A 21666-nucleotide genomic window follows, 5' to 3' on the forward strand; every position below is an offset into this window, starting at 1 on the left:
GAAATTACATCATGCGTCACGGTGTTGCCGGCCGTAAGCTCGGCGTTACCTCGTCCCATCGACAGGCCATGTTTCGCAACATGGCTGTCGCCCTGATCAAGCACGAACAGATCACCACCACGCTGCCCAAGGCGAAGGAACTCCGCCCGGTTGTGGAAAAGCTGATCACCCTTGGCAAGCGCGGCGATCTGCATGCCCGCCGCCAGGCTTTCGCCCAGCTGCGTGACGACAAGATCGTGTCCAAGCTGTTTGCTGCCGTGGCTGACCGCTACAAGGCGCGTTCGGGTGGTTACACCCGTGTGCTGCGTGCGGGCATGCGCCATGGCGATGCAGCCGACATGGCTGTGATCGAACTGGTTGACCGCGATGTGTCAGCCAAGGGCCAGGACAGCGGTCCGCGCCCCGAGGCCGCCACGGAAGAAAACCTGGCAGCCTGAGGAACACTGTTCCTTCAAGAAAACCCGGCTTTATGCCGGGTTTTTTTGTGCCTCGGGCTTAATTGATCGTTTCTATCGTTATATAGATATACAGGCAGAATTGCGTATATTATTGTTTAATACACTTGGTCTCTGTTTATAAAGCTTTGGAGACTGTCGCCCGCTTTGCAAACAGGCGGCATGCGGCACCTTTTATCAATCAGGTGTTTTTAAAAAATCTCTTACCGGCAGGATTTCGCCTGCGCGGCACGATAGGGCGTAAGACATGGCAGCAAGGGTTTGGGGGCATTTGTTACGGTGCGGGCTTTATGCCGTGGCCAGCGTGATGATGCTGTGCGGCACGGTGCAGGCGGCCTCCGTGCGGGTGGGCTATATTCCGGTAATCGGTTCGGCACCGCTTTTTGTCATGCAGGGCACGAACTGGGGGCATGACGCGGGCGTGGATTTGCAGCTCGTGCGTTTCCAGTCGGGGCCACAGGCCATACAGGCGCTGATATCGGGCAAGATTGATGCCTATGTGGCCGGCGTGCTGCCGCTGTTGCAGGCCCGCGCGCATGGAGCGGATGTCAAGGTTGTGGCCAGTGCTGCGACGGAGGAGCTAGAGGTCGTCGCACGCGGGGATCTGGCAGCGGGCCTGCCCGAGCAGCCTGCCACGCTGGCCCCCGATGCCCTGCGCCAGCGCCTGGCTGATTTTACCGCCAAGGATGGCCACAAGCCCAAGATTGCCGCCCAGCCCCTTGGCTCGGTGCCTGATACGCTGCTGCGCTACTGGTTGAAGGCGGCCAATGGGCTCGACCCGGCGCAGGTGGCCGATATTGTGGGTATCGATATTGATGCTGCCCAGCAAGCCTTTCTGGCAGGCGCGGTGGATGGTGCCATCCTGCGTGAGCCTGCGCTGACCATCATCCGCCATCGCCTGCCCGCAACACGGGTGCTGGCCTCGGGTCATGACCTCATGCCCGGCCAGCCGGGATCGGTGCTGGCCATCGTCAATGAAAACGCGCCTGACCGGGCCGCGTGGAAAACTGCGTTTGTCAGCGCTTTCGTCAAGGCCACGCAGCTTCTGGCGACAGACCCCGAGCAGGCCGCGCCTTACGTGCAGCAGGCGCTTGGGGGCGGCATGCTGCCCAAGGCGATCATCGTCGAGGCGCTGAAGGCCTCCGCAGGGGGCTATGTGTCCGATCCCGGGCAGATCGTGGAGGCCGTGGGCAAATTGCAGGATTTCGAGGTTGAAAGTGGCCTGCTGCGCAAGGCGGAGCCGGTGGCTGACCTGTTCGATCTTGAAACCTACCGGCAGGCCCGGCCATGAGGCAGGCTCGCGCCCGCCTGCTGCGCCCTGGCCTCGGGCTGGCGGGGCTGGTTTTGCTGTTTGGCGTATGGGAAGTGGCCGTGCGCGGGGGATGGATACAGTCCGGCTTCCTGCCAGCGCCCTCCAGCCTCGGCCCGGCATGGCTGGATGAGGTGCGCAGCGGGGCATGGGTGCAGGCCATCCGCGACAGCCTGACCCATTACCTGACAGGCCTCGTGGCAGGCTCGGTCACGGGCACGCTGGTGGGGTTGCTGTGCGGGGCGCTGCCGGTGCTTGATGGCCTGCTGTCGGGCATCGTGCGCGTGTTGCGCCCCATTCCGGGCCTGGCCTGGGTGCCATTCGCCATATTGTGGTTCGGGCTGAACACGGCAGGGGCCACGTTCATCATCGCCATCTCGGTATTCTGGATCAATTTCTACGCAGCCTACGGCGCGGTGCGCGCGATTGACCCGGACCTGTATGAGGTGGCTGCCGCATTCGGCCATGGCGGCTTCTGGGCGCGGTTGCGCACGGTGGTGCTGCCTGCCGCAAGCCCCGGCGTGCTCGATGGGCTGCGCACGGGCATCGGGCAGGCCTGGATGTCGGTCGTGGCGGCGGAACTGTTTGGTGTGCCGGGCATCGGTGCGCGGATGATGCAGGCTTCAAGCCTGCTCGCAACCGATCTGGTGGTGGTCTACATGCTCACCATGGCGCTGCTCTATGCGGTGACTGACATGCTGTTCATGCTGGTGCGGCGCAGGCTGCTGGGCTGGCAGGGATGAATACGATGCCAATACGCGAGACAGATCCCGCCAGTGCCGCGGACGTTGTGGTGCGGCTGGAGAATATCGGCCTGTCACACGACCACGGGCGCAGTTTCATCCTGCGCCATGTCGATCTTGAAATCCGCTCAGGCGAGTTCGTGGCGCTGCTCGGCCCCTCGGGCGTGGGTAAGTCCACGCTGCTGCGCGTCATCATGGGGCTTGTGCCGCCCAGCGAGGGGCAGGTGACGCTGCAATCGCGCCCGGTACAGGCGCACCGGCCCGCGGCCATGGTGTTTCAGGATGCCAAGCTCATGCCGTGGCGCAGCGTGCGGCGCAATGTGGCACTCGGGCTTGAGGGGCTGGGGCTGAACCGTGCCGAGCGGCAGGCCCGCGCCATGGCCGCTCTTGAACTGGTGGGACTGGCCGACCGGGCGCAGCGCTGGCCACGCCAGCTTTCGGGCGGGCAACGTCAGCGCGTGGGAGTTGCGCGCGCGCTGACGGTGGAGCCTGACCTGCTGCTGATGGATGAGCCCTTTGGCGCGCTCGATGCCATTACACGTGCCAGCCTGCAGCGCGAACTGCTCGACATTCATGCCCGCAGGCAGGGCACGGTGCTGTTCGTGACCCATGACCTTGACGAGGCCCTGCTGCTGGCTGACCGGATCATCATCCTGCAGGGTCACCCGGCAGGCGTGAAGGGTGACTTCATGGTGGGGCCGCGCCCGCGCGAGCACGAGAGTGCTGCCATGCGCGCCATGGCCGGGCGGATGAAGCGGCTCATCGCCGGTGAAGCCGACCCCGGCGCGGATGCGGCCTATTGGCAGGCATCGGAGATATGATAAGTCTCGGCACTCACCCTGCCTGGCGCAGGTGGGCATGAAGGCATGGGGGCAGGGCGGTCGGGCCTGTGCCCCTGGCAAGCATAGGGAAGACAGAACATGACAAATCCCCCCAATCTTGAAGCGCATCTCGAGGAAGGCATTGGCCGCCTTCAGGATGGGCTGGATGGTTTTGTCGGTGATTCCGGCATGCCGCTGTCAGCCCGCATGCAGGGTGCGGGAGGTGCCGCACAGCAGGGCATGGGCGAGATCTGCGACAGCCTGCGCGACGTGACCGCCGACCGTCCGCTCGTGGCGCTGCTCGGCGCATCCTTTCTGGGCTTTATCGTAACCGCGTTCCTGCGCCGCAGGCGCGGTTGAGGCAACATATGCAGTGCTGCCGCGTTGAATGTGGCATGACTGATTTGCAAGGAAATAAGCCATGCTGAAACTGGCGCTGTTTTTTCTTATTGTCTCGCTGGTGGCCGGCGTGTTCGGCTTCAGTGGCATTTCCGCCGTTTCGGCAGGGATGGCGAAGATCCTGTTTTTCATCGCCATTATCTGCTTCGTGGTCGTGGTGCTGCTGGTGCTGTTCTCGGCCAATACATTATTCCGGTAGCAACCTGCCCGGCTCTATTGCAAAAACCCCCTGCGGCACGTGGCGCAGGGGGTTTTTTCATGCTTACTGGTTGGTGTCCTTCTGGATGAAGGCGGGCAGGAGCGGGTTGTCCTTCTGCAGCGAGTGCTTGCTGGGCAGGCGGGAAGTGTCCCACCCGCCGCCAAGCGCCTGCACCAGGCTCACGCTGTCGACCATGCGCTGCTGCTGGATGCCAAGCAGCGTCTCGGCATCGCTCAGGGCCGAATTCTCGTTGGTGATGACGGTGGTATAGATCGCGGTTCCGGCCTGGTACTGGTTGAGCGAGACCTCGACCGTGCGGTTGGCCAGGTCGAGTGCCTTCTGCTGCTGGGCGCCCTGCTCGGCCAGAATGCGCAGGTTAGAGAGCTGATCTTCCGTATTCTGCAGCGCCGTCAGCACGGTCTGGCGGTAGGTGGCCACCGCGCTGTCATACTGGGCGTTGGCCTCATGCACGGCGGCCGTGCGCGAGCCACCTTCAAACAGCACTTCGGTGGCCGAGGCGCCGAGCGACCACACCCGGTTCATGGCCTGCATCAGCGAGGTCACCGGGTCGCCGCCACTTTGTGAATAGCTGGCATTGATGGTGATGTCGGGGAAGAAGGCCGCCATGTCGGCACCGATCATGGCGTTGTATTCCTCCATCGTGCGCTCGGCGGCGGCAATGTCGGGGCGGCGTTGCAGCAGGTCGGCCGGCACGCTGACCGGAATAGGCGGCACGGTGCGCGACAGTTCAGCCGGGGCGATCGTGACATCGGCAGGCGGCTTGCCCACCAGCACGGCAATGGCGTGCTCATACTGCGCGCGGTTGATGCCTGCCTGCACCAGCGAGGCCCGGTTCTGCTCCAGCGTGGTGCGGGCCTGCAGCACGGCGGTGGGGTCTGCCGTGCCCGCCTCGAACTGGTTCTGGGTAATCTGCAGTGCCTGTTCATTGAAGTGGACATAGCGCCGCAAGAGGTCGGTCAGGCTGTCCTGATAGCGCAGGTTGAAATAGGCCGTGGCCAACTGCGCCTGATAGGACAGCGTGGCATTGGCAAGGTCGGCCGCACTTGCCTGCGCTGCTGTCACCTGTTCTTGCACCTGCCGGCGGATCTTGCCCCAGATGTCGAGATCCCAGCTGGCGCTGGGGCCGATATCATAGGTGTTGTAGGTCGAACCTTCCTTGGCGTAATTGCTGCCGGTGGACGAAAGCGACCCCGCCCCATGCCCCGCGCGGTTGAAGCCAAGGCTGCCGCTGATGGTGGGGAAAAGCTGGGCGCGCACGCTGTCGATCATGGCGCGCGCGTTACGGTAATTGGCCTCGTACTGCTTCACGTTCTGGTTGGAGATCGCAACCTGCGCCTCCAGCGCGTTCAGCACGGGGTCGTTATAGATTGTCCACCAGTCATGCTTGGGCAGTTCCGCAAGCTTGGGGTTGGCGGTTTCCCAACCGGGTTCGGGCCGCAATTCCTTGAAGTGGGCCGAGACGATGGCGGCGGGGCGATGGTATTTCGGCCCGATCATGCACCCGCTCAGCGCCGCGAGCGGCACGATGGCCCAGGCAAGGCGCCCTGCGCGGCGCATGCGGCGGACAGGCGCGTGGCTGGCATGGATGGGGGATGGCGAGGGACGTGTCATCCGGTTCAGGAATCCTGCTGGTGGGAAAGACGATGGCGTCGGGACAGCCGTCCATACAGCCGGTTGAAAAGGTCGCGGCAGGCTACCCCCATATGGTCGAGATAGAGATAGACAACCGGCGTGGTATAAAGCGTGAGCGCCTGGCTGACGAGCAGCCCCCCCACGATGGCGATGCCCAGCGGGCGGCGCAGTTCCGAGCCATATCCATGCCCGAAGATGAGTGGCAGCGCGCCCAGGGCTGCGGCAAACGTGGTCATCATGATCGGGCGGAAGCGCAGCAGGCAGGCGGTGCGGATGGCCTCGAGCGCAGTATGGCCTTCATCGCGCTCGGCGGTGATGGCGAAATCGACCAGCATGATGGCGTTCTTCTTCACGATGCCGATCAGAAGGATCACCCCGATCATGGCAATCAGCGAGAACGCCTCGCCAAACACCTGCAGCGCCAGCAGCGCCCCTACCCCGGCGGAGGGCAGGGTGGAGAGAATGGTTAGCGGGTGCACGTAGCTTTCATACAGAATGCCCAGCACCATGTACACCGCCGCCAGCGCCGCCAGGATCAGCAGCGGCTCGTTATTGACCGATTTCTGGAACTGCGCGGCATTGCCTGCAAACGCGCCCTGTATGTTATCGGGCATGTGCAGGCGCACCATTTCCTCATTGATGATCTGCACGGCCTGGCTGAGCGAGACGCCATTGCTCAGGTTGAACGAGACCGTGCTCGAGACCGTCTGCCCGTCATGATTGATGCTGAGCGCGGTCTTGGTGGGCTTGAGGGTGGAGACCAGCGTGAGCGGTACCATGGATTCCGAACTGGTGGAAACCGCCGACCCGGTCGAGGCGCTGTTGCCCCCCGCAAGCTTGTTGGCAACCTGGTTGCGGAAGGACTGGGCACTGAGCTGCGAGGCGGTGGTGCCAGTATCGGTCTTGACACGGATGGTGTTGGACTGCGTGCCACCACCCGCCGTGCCGCCCGCAACACTGACCCAGACCTGCTTGAGCGTGGTCGGGTCCGCCCAGAAGCGGGGCTCGATCTCCATCACCACGCGGTACTGGTTCAGCGCGTTATAGATGACCGAGGCCGAGCGCTGGCCATACGCATCGTATAGCGTGTTCGATACAAGTTGCGGCGTGATGTTGAGGCGGCTTGCCGTGTCGCGGTCGATCTGTACGTCAAGCGCCGAGCCGCCCTGGAGCACATCCGATGAAATATCGGACAGCTCATGATGTTTCTGCAACGCCGAGACGAGCAGCGGCGTCCATTTGTACAGATCCTTCGAGGAATCGGAATGCAGCGAATACTGGTAGGCCGCATTGCTCTGCCGCCCGCCAATGCGTAGCTGGCCCGGAGCCGAGGCATAGAATGTTGCCCCCACCATGTTGCGCAGCCGGCGCGAGATGCGGGCGATGGTCTGGGCGGGTGTATCGTTACGCTCCGATTTGTCCTTGAGGGTTACGAACATGTTGGCCTGGTTGGAGCTGCCGCGCCCGCCCATGAAGCCCATGACATGCGCCACGTCCCGGTCCGCCATGATGGCGGACTGCACGGTATGCACCTGCGCCTGCATGGCCTGGAACGAAATCGACTGATCGCCCATCAGGTGGCCCATCAGCATGCCGGTATCCGATTCAGGGAACAGGCTCTTGGGCATCTTGATGAACAGCCCCACCATGATGGCAATGGTGACGGGCAGCGACAGGATGGTGATGCGCCGGTGCGTGATCGCCCATTCCAGCGAGTGGGCATAACCCTGCTGGGCAGCGTTCAGCCCGGCTTCCAGCCACAGGCCGACTCGCCCGAACATGCCCTTGCCTGTGGTGGGTTTTTCATACTGCCTGAGCAGGCGCGAGGTCATCATGGGGGTGAGCGAGAGCGACAGCACCATGGAGATGACGATGGTGAGCGACATCGTCATGGCAAATTCATGGAACAGACGCCCCGCCACTCCGCTGAGCAGAAGGATGGGCAGGAACACCGCAATCAGCGACACCGTGATCGACAGCACCGTAAACGCCACCTCGCGCGTGCCGAGAAGTGTGGCCTGCAGCCGGTCCATGCCCGCCTCCATGTGGCGGCTGATGTTCTCCACCACCACGATGGCGTCATCCACCACGAAGCCGGTGGAAATGGTCAGCGCCATGAGCGAGAGGTTGTCGATCGAATACCCCATCAGCTTCATTGCGCCGAAGGTGGTGATGATGGATGTGGGCACGACAATGGCGGGGATGACGGTGATGCGCGGCGAGCGCAGGAACAAAAGCACCACCAGCACGACGAGCACCACCGACAGCACCAGCGTGAACTGCGTATCGGCCAGGGCGGCGCGGATGGTGGTGGAGCGGTCCATGAAGTTGCCAAGATCCACATCCGCGGGCAGGGCCGCGCGCAGCATGGGCAGTTGCGCGCGGATCTGGTCGTTGGTGTTGATGATGTTGGCCCCGGCCTGCGCGAAGATGATGGCCAGCACGCCGGACTTGCCATCCACATAGCCCGCGTTGCGCACGTCCTCCACGCTGTCATGCACGTAGGCCACGTCCTCGAGCCGCACGGGGCGGCTGTCATGGTAGGCCACGATCAGGTCGCGATAGGCCTGGGCGTTATGCGCCTGATCATTGGTGGACAGCACGAAGCGGCTGTCGCCCTGGTCGATGAAGCCCTTGGGCGTATGCGCGTTGGCCGAGGCGAGGGCTGCGCGGATATCTTCAAACCCGATGCCGAATTTGTACAGCGCCAGCGGGTTCATCTCCACCCGCACGGCGGGCAGCGAGCTGCCGCCGATCTCGACCTGGCCTACGCCCTGAATCTGCGAAAGGTGCTGCTGCAGCACGTTCGAGGCCAGGTCATAAAGCTGCGGCGGCGTGCGCGTGCGTGAGGTCAGCGCCAGGATCATGACCGGCGCGCCGTTGGGGTTGGCCTTGAAGTAGCTCGGGTTCTGCCGCAGCGAGGAGGGCAGGTCGGCATGGGCGGCCTGCAACGCCGCCTCCACGTCGCGCGCGGCGCCGTTGATGTCGCGGTCAAGTGAGAACTGTAGCGTGATCCGCGCCTGATTGGCCGATGACTGCGAAGTCATTTCCGTCAGGTCGGCAATGGCGCCGAGATGCCGCTCGAGCGGGGCGGCCACCGAGCTTGCAATTTCCTCGGGCGAGCCACCAGCCTGCTGCGCCTGCACCTGTATGACCGGAAAGTCCACATTGGGCATGTCCGCCACCGGCAGGGTGGTATAGCCGATAACGCCGCCCAGGATCAGCGCCACCGTCAGCAATACGGTGGCGACCGGCCTGCGCACGAAGATGGCAAGCGGGTTCATGCAGAAGCCTGCGGGCCGGGCTGGCCGTCAGGTTTGGCTGCATCCGTTGTGCCAAAGCGGCGGCCGAGCTTCTGGCTGATCCCGTCCATGAGCAGGTAGATGACCGGGGTGGTGAACAGCGTGAGCAGCTGGCTCACCGCAAGCCCGCCCACGATGGCGATGCCCAGCGGGCGGCGCAGTTCCGAGCCGGTGCCGGTGCCCAGCATCATCGGCACGGCACCCAGCATGGCGGCCAGCGTGGTCATGAGGATGGGGCGGAAGCGCAGCAGGGCGGCATGGCGGATGGAATGGATCGGGCTCATGCCCTCCACCCGCTCGGCCTCAAGCGCGAAGTCGATCATCATGATGGCGTTTTTCTTGACAATGCCGATCAGCAGCACCAGCCCGATGATGCCCATCACATCCAGTCCCGACCCCGTCAGCCACAGCGCCAGCAGCGCGCCGATGCCAGCCGAGGGCAGGGTGGAGAGAATGGTGATGGGATGGACAAAGCTTTCATACAGAATGCCCAGCACGATATACACCGCAACCAGCGCCGCCAGCACCAGCCACGCCTCGTTTGACAGCGAACTGCGGAAGGCGGCCGCCGTGCCCTGGAACGAGGTCTGGAAGCTTGAGGGCAGGTGGATGTCCTTCGCCGCGCGTTCGATCGCATCCGTCGCATCGCCCAGCGCATAACCGGGCCTGACGTTGAACGAGACGGTCGTGGCCGGGAACTGCCCCACATGCGTGATCAGCAGCGGCGCGGTATCCTGCGTGACCGTGGTGACAGAGGAGAGCGGCACCAGCCCCGAGGTGGGCGAGCGGGTGGGGCCCGAGGTGCTCTCGCCCGCATTGCCGCTGATGCCCGGCAGGTAGATCTGGCTCAGCGAGCCCATGTCCTGCTGGAAGGTGGGGGTGGCCTCAAGGATCACGCGGTACTGGTTGGACTGGGTGAAGATGGTCGAGATCTGGCGCTGGCCAAAACTGTCATACAGCACGTTGTCGATGGTCTGCGGCGTAATCGAGTAGCGCGCGCCTGTGGTGCGGTCGAGATCGACATGCGCCACAAGCCCCGATGCCTGCAGGTCCGATGTCACGTCGGACAGCGCCTTTTCCTGCTGCAGCCGGGCAATGAATTTCGGCACCCAGGTGGTGAACTGGCTGTAGTCGGGGTTTTCGAGCAGGAACTGGTACTGCGTGGCGGCGACCGAGGTATCGAGCGAGAGGTCCTGCACCGGCTGCACGTACAGTTCAGCCCCGGGTATGTCGGCGGTTTCCGCGCGCAGGCGGGTCGCGACCTGCTGCGCGGTGGAGGAGCGCTTGTCCACCGGCTTGAGGTTGATGAGGAAGCGCCCCTGATTGAGAGTGACGTTCTGCCCGTCCACCCCCACGAAGGAGGACAGGCTGGCTACGTCCTCATCATGCAAAATCCGGTCGGCGAGTTCCTGCTGGTGGCGCTTCATGGCGGTAAACGAGGTGGACTGCGCCATGACCGATATGCCCTGGATCACGCCCGTATCCTGCACGGGGAAGAACCCCTTGGGAATGATCACCGCCAGCACGCCGGTCAGCATCAGCGTTGCGCCAAACACGCCCAGCGTGAGCCTGCGGTGGCGCAGCACCACATCGAGCGCGCGGCCATAGCCCTCGATCGTGGCTACCGTCCAGCGCTCGATGGCGGCCGACCACGCGGGCTCGGCATGCTTGGTGTCGTGTTCATGCAAAAGGCGGGCGCACATCATGGGCACCAGCGTGAGCGAGACCACGGCGGAGAGAATGATGGTGACCGCCAGCGTCATGGCGAATTCATGGAACAGGCGGCCCACCACATCCCCCATGAACAGGAGCGGGATCAGCACCGCGATCAGCGATACGGTCAGCGAGATGATGGTGAACCCAATCTCGCCCGCGCCCTTCAGCGCCGCCTGCATGCGTGTGTCGCCCATCTCGATATAGCGGGCGATGTTCTCGATCATGACGATGGCGTCATCCACCACGAAGCCCGTGGCGATGGTGAGCGACATGAGCGAGAGGTTGTCGAGCGAGAAGCCGAACAGGTACATCACCGCCAGTGTGCCCACCAGCGACAGCGGCACCGACAGGCTGGGGATCAGCGTTGCGGGCACGTTGCGCAGGAACACGAAGATCACGCCCACAACCAGCACCAGTGCCAGGCCAAGTTCGAACTCCACATCCTCCACCGAGGCGCGGATGGTCGTGGTCCGGTCGGTCAGCGGCGTGATGGTGATGCCCGGCGGCAGCGCCTCCTGCAGGCGGGGCAGGGCGTATTTGATGTTGTCCACCACCGCAATCACGTTGGCACCCGGCTGGCGCTGCACGTTCATGACCAGGGCTGGCGTGCGGTTGGCCCAGGCGGCAAGCTCCGTGTTTTCGGGGCCGATCACTACGCTGGCTACGTCGCGGATGCGCACGGGGCCGTTGTTCTGGTAGGCGATGACCTGGTCAAGCAACTGCTGCACCCCGGTGATCTGGCCATCAATGCGCAGCGTGGTCGCGCGCTTGGGGCCATCGAACGTGCCGGTGGGAGAGTTGATGTTCACATTGCCAATGGTGGTGCGCAGCGTATCAAGATCGATGCCGAACGAGGTCAGCTTGGGGATGTTGACGCGCACCCGCAGCGCCTTGCGGTTGCCGCCCGAAAGCGTCACCAGCCCCACGCCCGAGATCTGGCTGATCTTCTCGGCCAGGCGGGTATCGACGTAATCCTCCACCTCCGTCAGCGGCATGGTCTTTGACGAGATGCCAAGGGTCACGACCGGCGTATCGGCGGGGTTGACCTTGGCATAGACCGGGGGCGCGGGCAGGTCGGTTGGCAGCAGGGAATTGGCCTGGTTGATCGCGGCCTGCACTTCCTGCTCGGCAATGTCCATGGTCATGGTCAGGCCAAAGCGCAGGGTAATGACCGATGAGCCGCCCGATGAGCGCGATGTCATCTGCTCCAGCCCCGACATCTCGCCCAGTTGTGTTTCAAGCGGGGCGGTGACGGAGGTGGCCATTACATCGGGGCTGGCGCCGGGGTAGAAGGTCTGCACCGTGATGGTGGGGTATTCCACCTCCGGCAGGGCCGATACGGGCAGGAAGTGATAGCCCAGCAGCCCCGCCAGCAGGATGGCCAGCATGAGCAGCGTGGTCGCGACCGGACGGTGTATGAAAAGGCGGGAGGGATTCACGCGGCAATCTCCGGCAACGCGCAGGGCAGGTCAGGCAGGGGGGCGGGCAGGCGGGCGCGCACCCTACTCCTTGCCCTTCTGCGGGGCAGTGGTGCTGTCGGTGGCCTGGGGAATGCTGACCTTTACGCCATCACGCAGGTGGTCCACGCCATCGGTCACCACGCGCTCGCCTTCCTTCACGCCATCACTCACCACGGTCATGGTGTTGTTGGCATGGCCGGTCTTGACGTTGCGTACTTCCACCGTGCTGTCCGCCTTCACAACGTAAACGAACTGGCCGTTGGGGCCATTCTGCAGGGCATTGGTGGGCACGAGCAGGGCATCATGGTCGGTGCTGACCAGCATGCGGGCGTTGACGAACTGGTTGGGGAAAAGCTCTTCCTGCGTGTTGGGGAAGATCGCGCGCATGCGCACCGTGCCGGTCGAGGTATCGATCTGGCTGTCGAGCACGCTGGCCTGGCCGGCCGCGATCTTGTTGAGGTTGGCGCTGTCCCATGCATCGACCTCGAGCGGCGTGCCTTCGCGCAGGCGGGTGGCCACGGGGCCGATATCGTTTTCGGGCAGGGTGAAGATGACCGAGATCGGCTGCATCTGTGTCAGGATCACGAGGCCATTGGTCTGGCCTGCGGTGATGTAGTTGCCCATGTCCACTTCACGGATGCCCACGCGCCCGTCAACGGGGGCCAGGATATGGCAGTAGGTGATCTGGAGCTTCTCGTTATCGACGAGCGCCTGGTCGGCTTTCACCGTGCCTTCGAGCTGCTCGACCTTGTACTGCTGGTCCTTGGCCGTCATGGCGGCAACGCTGTTCTGCTGGATCAGGCGCTGGTAGCGGGCGTTATCCACCTGGGCGGCCTTGAGCTGGGCCACATCCTGCGCCAGCTGGCCTTCGTACTGCGCCAGCAGCACCTCATAGGGGCGGGTATCGATCAGGGCCAGCAGGTCGCCCTTGTGCACATGCTGCCCCTCGGTAAAGAGCACCTGCATCAGGTAGCCATCAATGCGTGACTGCACCGTAACGTTGGTGATGGGCACCACCGTGCCCAGCTCCGTCAGCACCACGGGCATGTCGCCCCGGCTTACGGCGGTGACCGCCACGGGCTGGTCGCCGCTTGCGGCGTGCTTCTTGCTGGTGCTGGCATGGGGGCGCAGGAAAGCGACCGCAAGGACCACCGCCAGCGCCCCGCCCGCCAGGTAGAGCATGCGCCGCCCACGGCGCGGCCGGTCGGTCGGGGGCGTAGGTGTGGGTGTGGCGGCGGCGCGGGGCGGGGGGGGCGTTGTATCCATGCGGTCGGGTTTCTGCCTGTTTGCTGTCGGATGGGGGCCAGTGTGAATAACCGGGCCGTTATGAAAAAAGCGTAAGGTCGAACCGGGGAGCGCCCCAGTATTAACATGGCGCGTGAATGGAATAAGTTAGGGAATGTAACATCCTGTGCGGCGGGTGGAAGGGCCAAAACCTTCCCATGTTTCATGGCCGGTTCTTTTGTGCGGCGGTGTGGTCATGACCACTCACTGCCGCTCCTGCATTGGGTGAAAGCCGTAGCAGCACGGGCAGCGCGATCATGGCGACAAGGCCGCACAGGATAAAGGTCAGGCGGTAGTCCTGTATCTGCAGCGATGGCGGGAGCACCAGCCGCGCGGAGGTCAGCACGCCTGCCGAAAAGCATATGCCCAGAGTGAGCATGACCTGCTGGATGGTTGAATACAGGCTTGTCGCCGCCCCCATGCGCGCGGGCGGCATGTCGGCATAGGCGATGGTGTTGTAGCCGGTATAGACCGTGGTCTGCCCCACGCCATGCCCGGCCAGCAGCGCGAGCAGCGCAACCGTGCCCATGGCAGGGTTGTACAGCGCCAGCAGCAGGCACACGCCTGGCACGCTCAGGCTGCTCGCGCACATGACGGCACGGTAGCCCCGGGCGCGGTACAGCCGGGGTGCTGCAAAGCGCATGGCCAGCGCGCCTATGGGGGCGATGAAGGTGATCAGCCCGCTCTGCACGGCGCTCGCGCCAAAGCGGGTCTGGAGCATGGAGGGCACGAGAAAGATGATGCTCCCGGTGGCGATGCGCGTGCAGGCACCCGCAATGACCGAGATGCGAAAGGTGTTCACCCGCAGCAGCGACAGGTCAAGCAACGGGTGCGTCACCCGGCCCGCGTGGCGGATATAAGCCACGCTGCATACCAGCGGCAGGACAAGCAGCGCGCAGGCCACGATGCGGGCCGTGCCGGAATGGGTCAGCAGTTCCAGCCCGAAGATCAGCCCCGCCAGCCCCAGCGCGCACCACACGTTGCCCTTGAGGTCAAACGGTGGGGGATGGGACACGCGTACCTGCGGAATGAACCGCCCGATCAACCCGATGGCCAGAAGCCCGAGCGGTATGTTGATGTAGAAGACCCATCGCCACGACAGCAGCGAGGTCAGCACGCCGCCCAGCACGGGGCCAACCATGGGGCCGATGGTGGCGGTGAGCATGACCCACGCCATGGCCGACATCAGCTCCGACTTGGGCACGTTCTGCAGGATCACGAGCCGGCCCACCGGCACCATCATCGCCCCGCCCAGCCCCTGCACCAGCCGTGCGAGCGCCAGCACGGGCAGGTTGGGCGCAAGCCCGCCAAGCAGCGAGCCGCCAAGGAACACAATGATGGCCCAGCACAGCGTGACCCGGTTGCCAAACCGCTCGGCAATGCGGCCCGAGGCCGGGATCAGGGCCGCAAGCCCCAGCATGTAGACCGTAAGCGTGATGCTGGTCTGGGGAATATCGACATGGAAGTCCGTTGCCATGGCAGGCAGCGCCGTGGTCAGCGCCGTGCCATCGATCTGTTCCATCATCATCAGGCTCGATACGATCATCGCCATGAGCCTTTTGCGCCTGGGCGAAAGAGCAGGCGGGTGGGAAGCGGGCGCAGGCTGTTTGGTCTGGGTTGTCGTCAAGGGCGGCATCATCATGCATGATAGTATGGAGTACGGAACTGCAAGCGCCATCGCGGCGTTATGGGTTCACGCTACAGAGCAGCGATATTACGGAGTGTGAATGATGTCGGAAGACAAGGCAAAAAACATCGAGACCAAGGGCGAAGGCATGGTTGATGAAGGCATTGGCCGCCTGAAGGACGCCGCCGGCGGCCTTACGGGCAATCTGGGCATGCAGGCCGAAGGCAAGGTTGACCAGCTTTCGGGCATGGCGCGGCAGGAATTTGCCGATCTTTATGATGAAGGCGAAGGCAAGCTTGAGCGCGCCGTGACCTTCGTGCGCGAACGCCCGCTGTTTTCCCTCGGTATCGCGGCGGTGCTCGGCACCATCATGGGGCTGATTTTCATCCCCCGCCGCAAGGGCTGATCACGGGTCGAGTCGTTTTTTTTTCATTTTAAGGGACTCGATGAGTCCACAGCATCTTGCACAACCGTGCATAAAAATGGTTTCCATCCTTCCAGAACATGAATCTGGTGCGAATCGGGCCTGAACCCCGATTCGCACCATGACGGGAAGGACTGGATGCCGGATTACACGCTTGAGCATGCCCATGGGGGACGGGTCGCCGGTGTCGATGAAGTCGGTCGCGGCCCGCTTGCGGGTCCGGTCGTGGCAGCGGCGGTCATGTTCCTCTCGGGCGTGCCGGGCAATCTGGCCGACACGCTTGATGATTCAAAAAAGCTCAGGCCAAAGGTCCGGCAGCAGCTTTACGATACGCTGCACGCCACCCCCGACGTCCTGATCGGGGTGGGGGCGGCCTCCGTGGCCGAAATCGAACAGCACAACATCCTGCGCGCGTCATGGATCGCCATGCAGCGTGCGGTCGGCCGCCTGCCGCAATGGCCCGAACTGGTTCTGGTTGATGGTAACGCCGCGCCCGATTTCGGGTGCCCGGCGCAATGCGTCGTGGGTGGCGATGCGGTCAGCCTGTCCATTGCCGCGGCATCGGTCGTAGCCAAGGTCGTGCGCGACCGGGCCATGGAGCGGCTGGCCCAGCGCTGGCCCGCCTATGGCTGGGAGCGCAATGCCGGTTACGGCACCCCCATCCACCGCGCGGGCCTGATGGCCCACGGTGTCAGCCCCCATCATCGGGCAGCGTTCGGCACGGTGCGCCGCATCATGCAGGCTTCCGGTCCTTCTTCCTTACATTCAAGCGCGGAGCAGCCATCATGCTGAACAATTCATGAGCGGTGCGGTAATGATGGAATTGCCCCTTGACCAGGTGTTGCGTGGCGACTGTGTCGAGATGATGCAGACCCTGCCCACGGGGTCGATCGACTGCGTGTTCGCCGATCCGCCATACAACCTCCAGCTCAAGGGCGAACTGCGCCGCCCGGATGACAGTGTGGTCGATGGCGTGGATGACGACTGGGACAAATTTGCCGACCTGCGGGCCTATGACGAGTTCACCCGCGCCTGGCTGACCGAGGCGCGGCGCGTGCTGCGCAAGGATGGCACGATCTGGGTCATCGGATCGTATCACAACATCTTCCGCATCGGGGCGATCCTGCAGGATCTGGGGTTCTGGATCCTCAATGACGTGATCTGGCGCAAGTCCAACCCCATGCCCAACTTCCGTGGGCGGCGCTTCACCAACGCGCATGAAACGCTGATCTGGGCGGCGCGGGGGCCGGACAGCCGCTACCGCTTCAACTACCAGGCCATGAAGGCACTCAATGACGATGTGCAGATGCGCTCGGACTGGTACCTGCCGCTATGCACCGGCGGCGAGCGGCTGCGTAACGAACATGGCCTTAAACTGCACCCCACCCAGAAGCCCGAAAGCCTGCTGCACCGCGTGCTCGTGGCCTCGACCAATGTGGATGACGTGGTGCTCGACCCCTTTACCGGCACCGGTACCACCACGGCCATGGCGCGCAGGCTGCGCCGCCGCTTTATCGGCATCGAGCGCCACCCCGATTATGCCGAGGCCGCGATTGGCCGCGCCCGCCGCGAAAAACCCGTGCCGCTGGACAGCGTGCTGACCACGCCTGCCCGGCGTGAAAGCCCGCGCGTGCCCTTTGGCGTGCTGGTCGAGCGTGGCATGGTGCCTGCGGGCACCGTGCTCATGGATCGGCAGAAGCGGGTGCGCGCCACCGTCTCGCCCGATGGCACGCTGGTCAGCGGGCGGCACCGGGGCTCCATTCACAAGATGGGGGCAACGCTGACCAACGCGCCCTCGTGTAATGGCTGGACATTCTGGTATTTCGAGCACGAAGGCGAACTGGTGCAACTCGATACGCTGCGCAGCGAGATCCGGGCGGAGCAGGCAGCCGTCGCGTCCTGATGGCGGGGGAAGGCAGGGTGGCATGAACCGGCGCCCCGATCCAGACGGACCATATGGCCCGTCTGGCATGGAATGGAGCCCGAACCGCCATTCGGCGCTATTGACCGGGGATTACCTGTTCAGCCAGCTCATTCCCTATATCGGCAACAAGCGCAAGCTGCTCGGCCTGATAGCGCAGGCCATCGCGGCCACGGGCGAGGCGCCGCAGCGTACCGACTTCATCGACCTGTTTGCCGGCACCGGCGTGGTCTCAAGGCTGGCCAAGCGGCTTGGCTTTCGCGTGTTGTGCAATGACTGGGAGCCCTATAGCGAGCAGATCAATCGGTGTTATGTGGCCCAGTCTCGCGCGCCGGTCTTTCATGGCGGGCGCGATTACGCGCAGGTCATGGCGGAACTCAACGCCCTGCCGCCGCTTGAGGGCTGGATCACCCGCCATCTGTGCCCCGATGATGACGTGCATTACGATACCACGCGCGACCGGATGTTCTACATGCGCAAGAACGGCATGCGCATCGACGCCATCCGCGCCCAGATCGCCCGGTGGGAGCATGACGGCCTGCTGGATGCAGGACAGAAAGCCTGCCTGCTGGCACCGCTGCTGTACAGCGCCAGTTACAACAGCAATACCAGCGGGCTGTTCAAGGGGTTTCACCGTGGCTGGGGCGGGCGCACGGGCACCGCGTTGTATCGCATTGCGGCTGACCTGACGCTGCGCCCGGCGAGTTTTATTGATAACGGGCATGAGCACAGGGTGCTGCGCATGGATGCCCACGCCCTGGCTGCCAACCTGGCAGGAGAGGTGGGGGAGGCGGCCATCGCCTATATCGATCCGCCCTACAACCAGCACCCCTACGGCGCCAATTACCACGTGCTCAACACCATTGCCCTGTGGGACAGCCCGCCCGTTGCCCCCAAGATTACCGGGCGCGACAAGTCGGCCATACGCCAGGACTGGCGCACCGAGCGGCGCAGCCCCTACAACCACCGCAGGCAGGCGCTTGCGGCCTACCGGCACCTGCTATCAGTGCTCGATACGCGGTGGATCGCCACGAGCTACAGTACCGATGGCTTCATTGCGCTGAAAGACATGCTGCGGGCCAATTGCGAGCGCGGGGCGGTGCAGGTCTTTACCCGCCCCTACAAGCGCTACCGCGTCAGCCGCCAGCGCTATTCCGCCCGCCCCATGACGCTGGAATTCGTCGTGCTGACCAATACCCATCGCCCGCCGCAGCGCACGGCCGATGAGATCTGGCACGAGATCATGACCCTTGAGGCCAGCCTGAACAAGGCACCCTGAATAAAGAAGGTTTTGGTGAAGCTCTTTTCACAAAGCTTCGGAAGGGCTGCCGTGACTTAAAATAAAGACAGCCCCGATGGGTCTAGCTGCCGCCAAAGCCCAGGAACCCGATCGACGGATCAGCATGGCCGCCGGAGGCGTCGTAGCGCCGGTCAGGCGAGGCAGTGGTCGAGGCATGCTGGGGCATGGTGAGCGGCGGGGTGTCGTCCTCGCCGCTTTCAAGGTTGTTGGAGGCGAAATGCGGGTCGGCATCCGAGAAAGTGCGCATCGACAGCAGCAGGAAGGTGATGTCGTTGCGGTTGAGGTCGATCGCCATGTCAAGCGGCGTCTGGCCAAGCTGGTTCTGGGCCGTCATGTCAGCGCCGCGGTTCAGCGCTTCCTTCGCCGCGCCAAGGCTGCCACGGTTGATGGCATCGAACAGCGCATTGGTCGGGTTCATGTCGGAATTGGCGTGGCCGTGCTCTTCCTCGCGCGATTCAGCGCCAGGCAGGGCGGCTGGAGGCGCTGCAGCCTTGGCTGCGCGGCGGGCTTCGGCCTTTTTGGCTGCTTCAGCGGCTTCGGCCTCGGCTTCAGGGTCTTCGGCATCCTGCGCATGCGCCACGTGCAGCGGCATGCACACGGCAGGAAGGCCCGCAAACAGGGCGGCGACAAGAAGATATATACCGGATCTGGAAATCATGTCCTGTCCCGAGAGTGAGCGTTCAGCCAGCCGCGCAACAGCCCTACGCCGCCTGCCGGTTCTGCTGATTACCGCAAAATGATGGTTGATGCGACGATTAATCCACTTTCCCGTCACGGCGGCCTGAAAAGCCAGCCTGCTCAACATCGTGCAGCCATGAAGGTGCTGTATGGACGAAGCGTATGCCAGAACGCCGACTTTTTGAAAAAAGGCGGCCCCCCAAAGCCTTTATTCTTTTTTATCAATTATTTGCATGATTTCAGGATCGACTCTCCCGCCACCATGCCATGAACACCATCAGCAGCACGAACAGCCCCATGGCCCAGGCCGGGAGCATGGCACTTGCCTGCTGCCCCGATACGCTGTGGGCATTGCGGGCGGGGAAGGCAAAGCGGTTGGCTGATGACGCGTGGCTCCCGCCTGCCATCACCATCTCCGGCAGGGATGGCGCCTGCGCATCCGCGCCCAGCCAGTGCACGCCGCCGCCGGTCGCCGCCGCCATGGGGTCAAGCACGGATGAAGTGGCGCGCAGATCGGCAAACTCCAGCGGGTCTTCCGCGCGCGGGGCTGCGAAGGCTTCATGCCCGGCATCATCGCGCACGGTCCATATGCCTTCCTGTGTTGCGGGCAGGCGGGCGCGGGCGAGGCCGGTATTGCCGGCGGGCTCGAGTGTGACCTGCTGGCTGGTGCCATCAGGTGCCGTGACATGCACCACCGGCGCGGGCCCGGTGGTGACCGAGCGGCGGGTGATGGTCATCTGCCCTGCCGTAATGCTGGCCTCAAGCTGGTTTTCCTCAAGTTCCGGCTCTTTCATCAGCCAGTGCGAGATGCGGCGCAGCAACTCGGATTGCGGGCCGCCACCGCCTTCGCCATGCGACCACAGCCAGGCCTGATCGGACATGAGAAAGGCCACGCGCCCCTTGTCCGCATGGTCGAGCACCAGCAGGGGCTGGTGATCGGGGCCGGTCATCAGCACCTGACCCCGGGCGGAATCGCTGCGCAGGCTGCGATACCACGGCCCCCAGCCCGGCTTGCTCCCCGCATGATCGGGCGCGCCCGGCAGGCCGGAGGTGACCGGGTGGCGCATGCCGGTCTCGGTCAGGTCGGGCTGGAAGCGCTGGATGGCCATGCCATCGGCCGTGGTCACATGCGCGGGCAGGATATCGGAAAGCGGGGTATCCTGCAGCGATCCGGCGGTGAGGAATTCCGGCCCGCCAATCAGCAGCAGCCCGCCGCCTTCACGGATGTGATTGACGATGTTGCGCAGATAGGCCTCGGGCAGGATACCGCGATTTTCAAACCCGTCGAGAATGATGAGGTCGAACTGCCCCACCTTCTGCTGGAACAGTTCATTGACGGGGAAGGCGATCAGCGCCAGATCGGAAAGCGGGGTGCCGTCATCGCGGTCGGGTGGCCGCAGGATGGTAAAGTGCACGAGGTCAACCGAAGGGTCGGCCTTGAGCAGCCGCCGCCACACGCGCTCGCCCTGGTTGGGCGTGCCTGACACCAGCAGCACGCGCAGCCGGTCGCGCACGCCGTTGATGCGGATGACATCGCGGTTGTTGCGCGTCGAGACCTCGCCGGGCAGTTCCGGAGCCGACAGGCCGATAAGCATCTCGCCCGGATGGGTGACGGGCAGGGTAATGTCCTGCGGCTCGCCAATCTTTACGGGTCGGGTAAAGGTCGCGCCATCGCCCTGCGTGAGCGTGAGCTGGGTGGTCCCGCCCGGCTGGGGGGACGCGCCCTGGTCATCGATCTGCACGCGGATGGTCACGTCCTTGCCCACGATGGCAAAAGGCGGGGCCTGCAGCACGCGCAGGTGGCGGTCGGTTTCCTCGCCCTTGCCGGTCAGCAGTACATGCAGTGGCAGGAGCGTGCGGTGGCCGTGGCCATCATCGGGGTTGAGCGTGTCGGGCACGGTGGCGGGCACGTCATGGTCCTCGCCATCGGTGATCAGCACCGCACCCGCCAGGCGGGAGGGGGGAATGTCAGCCGCCGCCTGCTGCAATGCCGCAAACAGGCGCGTGCCGCCATGGGCGGCTTCGCGCACGGTCACGATGCGTGGCACAAGGCCGGGCACACGGTTCATGTCGGCCTGCACGCGGGCCGCCGCATTGCGCGCCATCTCGCCCCGGTTGCGCTCGTTCATCGAGGCCGACTGGTCCACCACCACAAGTGCTGTTTCAGGCAGGGGGTGCCATGTCTCGGTAATGCGCTGGGGGTTGTACAGCCACGCGGCAACACCCAGCCCGGCCAGCAGCCGCCACACGCTGCCGCGCACCCGGCGGGCAAGGCCCCACAGGGCGAGTACGGCGCAGGCGGCCACCAGCAGGTTGATGCACCACGGCGGCACAAGCGGGCTGAGCGCCATCATGTGGCGCGACAGGTCAGGCAT

Annotated in this window: 18 protein-coding genes; 11 read left to right on the forward strand and 7 right to left on the reverse strand. The window is 64.1% G+C overall.

The window, feature by feature from the left end; genetic code table 11:
• Positions 1-11: 11 nt before the first annotated feature.
• The 6 genes from rplQ (at position 12) to FMA36_RS10110 (ending at position 3926) form a co-directional block, all read left to right on the forward strand.
• Positions 12-437 (forward strand): 50S ribosomal protein L17, encoded by a 426-nt coding sequence (gene rplQ, locus FMA36_RS10085; RefSeq protein ID WP_061271359.1) that lies wholly within the window; start codon positions 12-14, stop codon positions 435-437.
• Positions 438-702: 265 nt separating this feature from the next.
• The gene (locus FMA36_RS10090; RefSeq protein WP_159262191.1) at positions 703-1746 is read left to right on the forward strand and encodes an ABC transporter substrate-binding protein; all 1044 of its coding nucleotides are present in this window, start codon (positions 703-705) and stop codon (positions 1744-1746) included.
• Positions 1743-2507, forward strand: a complete 765-nt coding sequence (locus FMA36_RS10095; RefSeq protein WP_159262192.1) for an ABC transporter permease — start codon at positions 1743-1745, stop codon at positions 2505-2507. The genes FMA36_RS10090 and FMA36_RS10095 overlap by 4 nt, the downstream gene beginning before the upstream one ends.
• A 5-nt stretch (positions 2508-2512) precedes the next feature.
• Complete coding sequence (locus tag FMA36_RS10100; protein ID WP_408885614.1) at positions 2513-3328, forward strand: ABC transporter ATP-binding protein; 816 nt, start codon at positions 2513-2515, stop codon at positions 3326-3328.
• A gap of 99 nt (positions 3329-3427) precedes the next feature.
• The gene (locus FMA36_RS10105; RefSeq protein ID WP_078524547.1) at positions 3428-3688 is read left to right on the forward strand and encodes a hypothetical protein; all 261 of its coding nucleotides are present in this window, start codon (positions 3428-3430) and stop codon (positions 3686-3688) included.
• A 61-nt stretch (positions 3689-3749) separates the two neighbouring features.
• Positions 3750-3926: a DUF1328 domain-containing protein gene (locus tag FMA36_RS10110; protein ID WP_159262194.1), complete on the forward strand. Its 177-nt coding sequence runs from the start codon at positions 3750-3752 to the stop codon at positions 3924-3926.
• A 63-nt stretch (positions 3927-3989) separates the two neighbouring features.
• On the opposite strand, the gene FMA36_RS10115 is transcribed toward FMA36_RS10110, so the two are convergent.
• The 5 genes from FMA36_RS10115 to FMA36_RS10135 form a co-directional block, all read right to left on the reverse strand.
• Entirely contained in the window at positions 3990-5558 is a 1569-nt protein-coding gene (locus FMA36_RS10115; RefSeq protein WP_159262195.1) for an efflux transporter outer membrane subunit, read from the reverse strand.
• 5 nt (positions 5559-5563) lie between these two features.
• A complete protein-coding gene (locus tag FMA36_RS10120) occupies positions 5564-8863 on the reverse strand; it encodes an efflux RND transporter permease subunit (RefSeq protein WP_159262196.1) in 3300 nt (1099 codons plus the stop codon).
• The gene (locus FMA36_RS10125) at positions 8860-12036 is read right to left on the reverse strand and encodes an efflux RND transporter permease subunit (protein ID WP_159262197.1); all 3177 of its coding nucleotides are present in this window, start codon (positions 12034-12036) and stop codon (positions 8860-8862) included. Before FMA36_RS10125 ends, FMA36_RS10120 begins: the two co-directional genes overlap by 4 nt.
• Before the next feature lie 63 nt (positions 12037-12099).
• Positions 12100-13323 carry an efflux RND transporter periplasmic adaptor subunit gene (locus FMA36_RS10130; protein ID WP_159262198.1) on the reverse strand — a complete coding sequence of 408 codons (1224 nt, stop codon included), beginning with the start codon at positions 13321-13323 and terminating at the stop codon, positions 12100-12102.
• Between the two features lie 181 nt (positions 13324-13504).
• Positions 13505-14893: an MFS transporter gene (locus FMA36_RS10135; protein WP_159262199.1), complete on the reverse strand. Its 1389-nt coding sequence runs from the start codon at positions 14891-14893 to the stop codon at positions 13505-13507.
• Positions 14894-15071: 178 nt separating this feature from the next.
• Here FMA36_RS10135 and FMA36_RS10140 point away from each other — a divergent pair, with 178 nt between their 5' ends.
• The 4 genes from FMA36_RS10140 to FMA36_RS10155 all read left to right on the forward strand — a co-directional run bounded on the left by FMA36_RS10140 (position 15072) and on the right by FMA36_RS10155 (position 18592).
• Complete coding sequence (locus FMA36_RS10140; RefSeq protein ID WP_159263844.1) at positions 15072-15374, forward strand: CsbD family protein; 303 nt, start codon at positions 15072-15074, stop codon at positions 15372-15374.
• A 156-nt stretch (positions 15375-15530) separates the two neighbouring features.
• Entirely contained in the window at positions 15531-16184 is a 654-nt protein-coding gene (locus FMA36_RS10145) for a ribonuclease HII (protein WP_159262200.1), read from the forward strand.
• A gap of 7 nt (positions 16185-16191) precedes the next feature.
• A complete protein-coding gene (locus FMA36_RS10150) occupies positions 16192-17295 on the forward strand; it encodes a site-specific DNA-methyltransferase (RefSeq protein ID WP_159262201.1) in 1104 nt (367 codons plus the stop codon).
• A 22-nt stretch (positions 17296-17317) separates the two neighbouring features.
• Entirely contained in the window at positions 17318-18592 is a 1275-nt protein-coding gene (locus FMA36_RS10155; RefSeq protein WP_159262202.1) for a DNA adenine methylase, read from the forward strand.
• 82 nt (positions 18593-18674) lie between these two features.
• Here the strand turns inward: FMA36_RS10155 and FMA36_RS10160 are convergent, their stop codons facing one another.
• On the reverse strand, positions 18675-19271 hold the full coding sequence (locus FMA36_RS10160; protein ID WP_159262203.1) for an ankyrin repeat domain-containing protein: 597 nt from the start codon (positions 19269-19271) through the stop codon (positions 18675-18677).
• Between the two features lie 78 nt (positions 19272-19349).
• On the opposite strand from FMA36_RS10160, the gene FMA36_RS10165 reads away from it, so the two are divergent.
• Positions 19350-19562: a hypothetical protein gene (locus FMA36_RS10165; RefSeq protein WP_159262204.1), complete on the forward strand. Its 213-nt coding sequence runs from the start codon at positions 19350-19352 to the stop codon at positions 19560-19562.
• On the opposite strand, the gene FMA36_RS10170 is transcribed toward FMA36_RS10165, so the two are convergent.
• Complete coding sequence (locus tag FMA36_RS10170; RefSeq protein WP_159262205.1) at positions 19531-21666, reverse strand: VWA domain-containing protein; 2136 nt, start codon at positions 21664-21666, stop codon at positions 19531-19533. The two genes, FMA36_RS10165 and FMA36_RS10170, sit on opposite strands and share 32 nt — an antisense overlap.

The sequence above is a fragment of the Komagataeibacter xylinus genome (genome assembly GCF_009834365.1).
Lineage (GTDB): Bacteria > Pseudomonadota > Alphaproteobacteria > Acetobacterales > Acetobacteraceae > Komagataeibacter > Komagataeibacter xylinus_D.

What these genes read in the sequence shown, in the direction of transcription:
- FMA36_RS10090 (WP_159262191.1), top strand. Translation starts at nt 703, where the DNA reads ATGGCAGCAAGGGTTTGGGGGCATTTGTTACGGTGCGGGCTTTATGCC.
- FMA36_RS10120 (WP_159262196.1), bottom strand. Translation starts at nt 8,863, where the DNA reads ATGAACCCGCTTGCCATCTTCGTGCGCAGGCCGGTCGCCACCGTATTG.
- FMA36_RS10160 (WP_159262203.1), bottom strand. Translation starts at nt 19,271, where the DNA reads ATGATTTCCAGATCCGGTATATATCTTCTTGTCGCCGCCCTGTTTGCG.
- FMA36_RS10105 (WP_078524547.1), top strand. Translation starts at nt 3,428, where the DNA reads ATGACAAATCCCCCCAATCTTGAAGCGCATCTCGAGGAAGGCATTGGC.
- FMA36_RS10095 (WP_159262192.1), top strand. Translation starts at nt 1,743, where the DNA reads ATGAGGCAGGCTCGCGCCCGCCTGCTGCGCCCTGGCCTCGGGCTGGCG.
- FMA36_RS10170 (WP_159262205.1), bottom strand. Translation starts at nt 21,666, where the DNA reads ATGCCTGACCTGTCGCGCCACATGATGGCGCTCAGCCCGCTTGTGCCG.
- FMA36_RS10130 (WP_159262198.1), bottom strand. Translation starts at nt 13,323, where the DNA reads ATGGATACAACGCCCCCCCCGCCCCGCGCCGCCGCCACACCCACACCT.
- FMA36_RS10110 (WP_159262194.1), top strand. Translation starts at nt 3,750, where the DNA reads ATGCTGAAACTGGCGCTGTTTTTTCTTATTGTCTCGCTGGTGGCCGGC.
- rplQ (WP_061271359.1), top strand. Translation starts at nt 12, where the DNA reads ATGCGTCACGGTGTTGCCGGCCGTAAGCTCGGCGTTACCTCGTCCCAT.
- FMA36_RS10165 (WP_159262204.1), top strand. Translation starts at nt 19,350, where the DNA reads ATGATGGTTGATGCGACGATTAATCCACTTTCCCGTCACGGCGGCCTG.
- FMA36_RS10115 (WP_159262195.1), bottom strand. Translation starts at nt 5,558, where the DNA reads ATGACACGTCCCTCGCCATCCCCCATCCATGCCAGCCACGCGCCTGTC.
- FMA36_RS10140 (WP_159263844.1), top strand. Translation starts at nt 15,072, where the DNA reads ATGTCGGAAGACAAGGCAAAAAACATCGAGACCAAGGGCGAAGGCATG.
- FMA36_RS10150 (WP_159262201.1), top strand. Translation starts at nt 16,192, where the DNA reads ATGAGCGGTGCGGTAATGATGGAATTGCCCCTTGACCAGGTGTTGCGT.
- FMA36_RS10135 (WP_159262199.1), bottom strand. Translation starts at nt 14,893, where the DNA reads ATGGCGATGATCGTATCGAGCCTGATGATGATGGAACAGATCGATGGC.
- FMA36_RS10145 (WP_159262200.1), top strand. Translation starts at nt 15,531, where the DNA reads ATGCCGGATTACACGCTTGAGCATGCCCATGGGGGACGGGTCGCCGGT.
- FMA36_RS10100 (WP_408885614.1), top strand. Translation starts at nt 2,513, where the DNA reads ATGCCAATACGCGAGACAGATCCCGCCAGTGCCGCGGACGTTGTGGTG.
- FMA36_RS10155 (WP_159262202.1), top strand. Translation starts at nt 17,318, where the DNA reads ATGAACCGGCGCCCCGATCCAGACGGACCATATGGCCCGTCTGGCATG.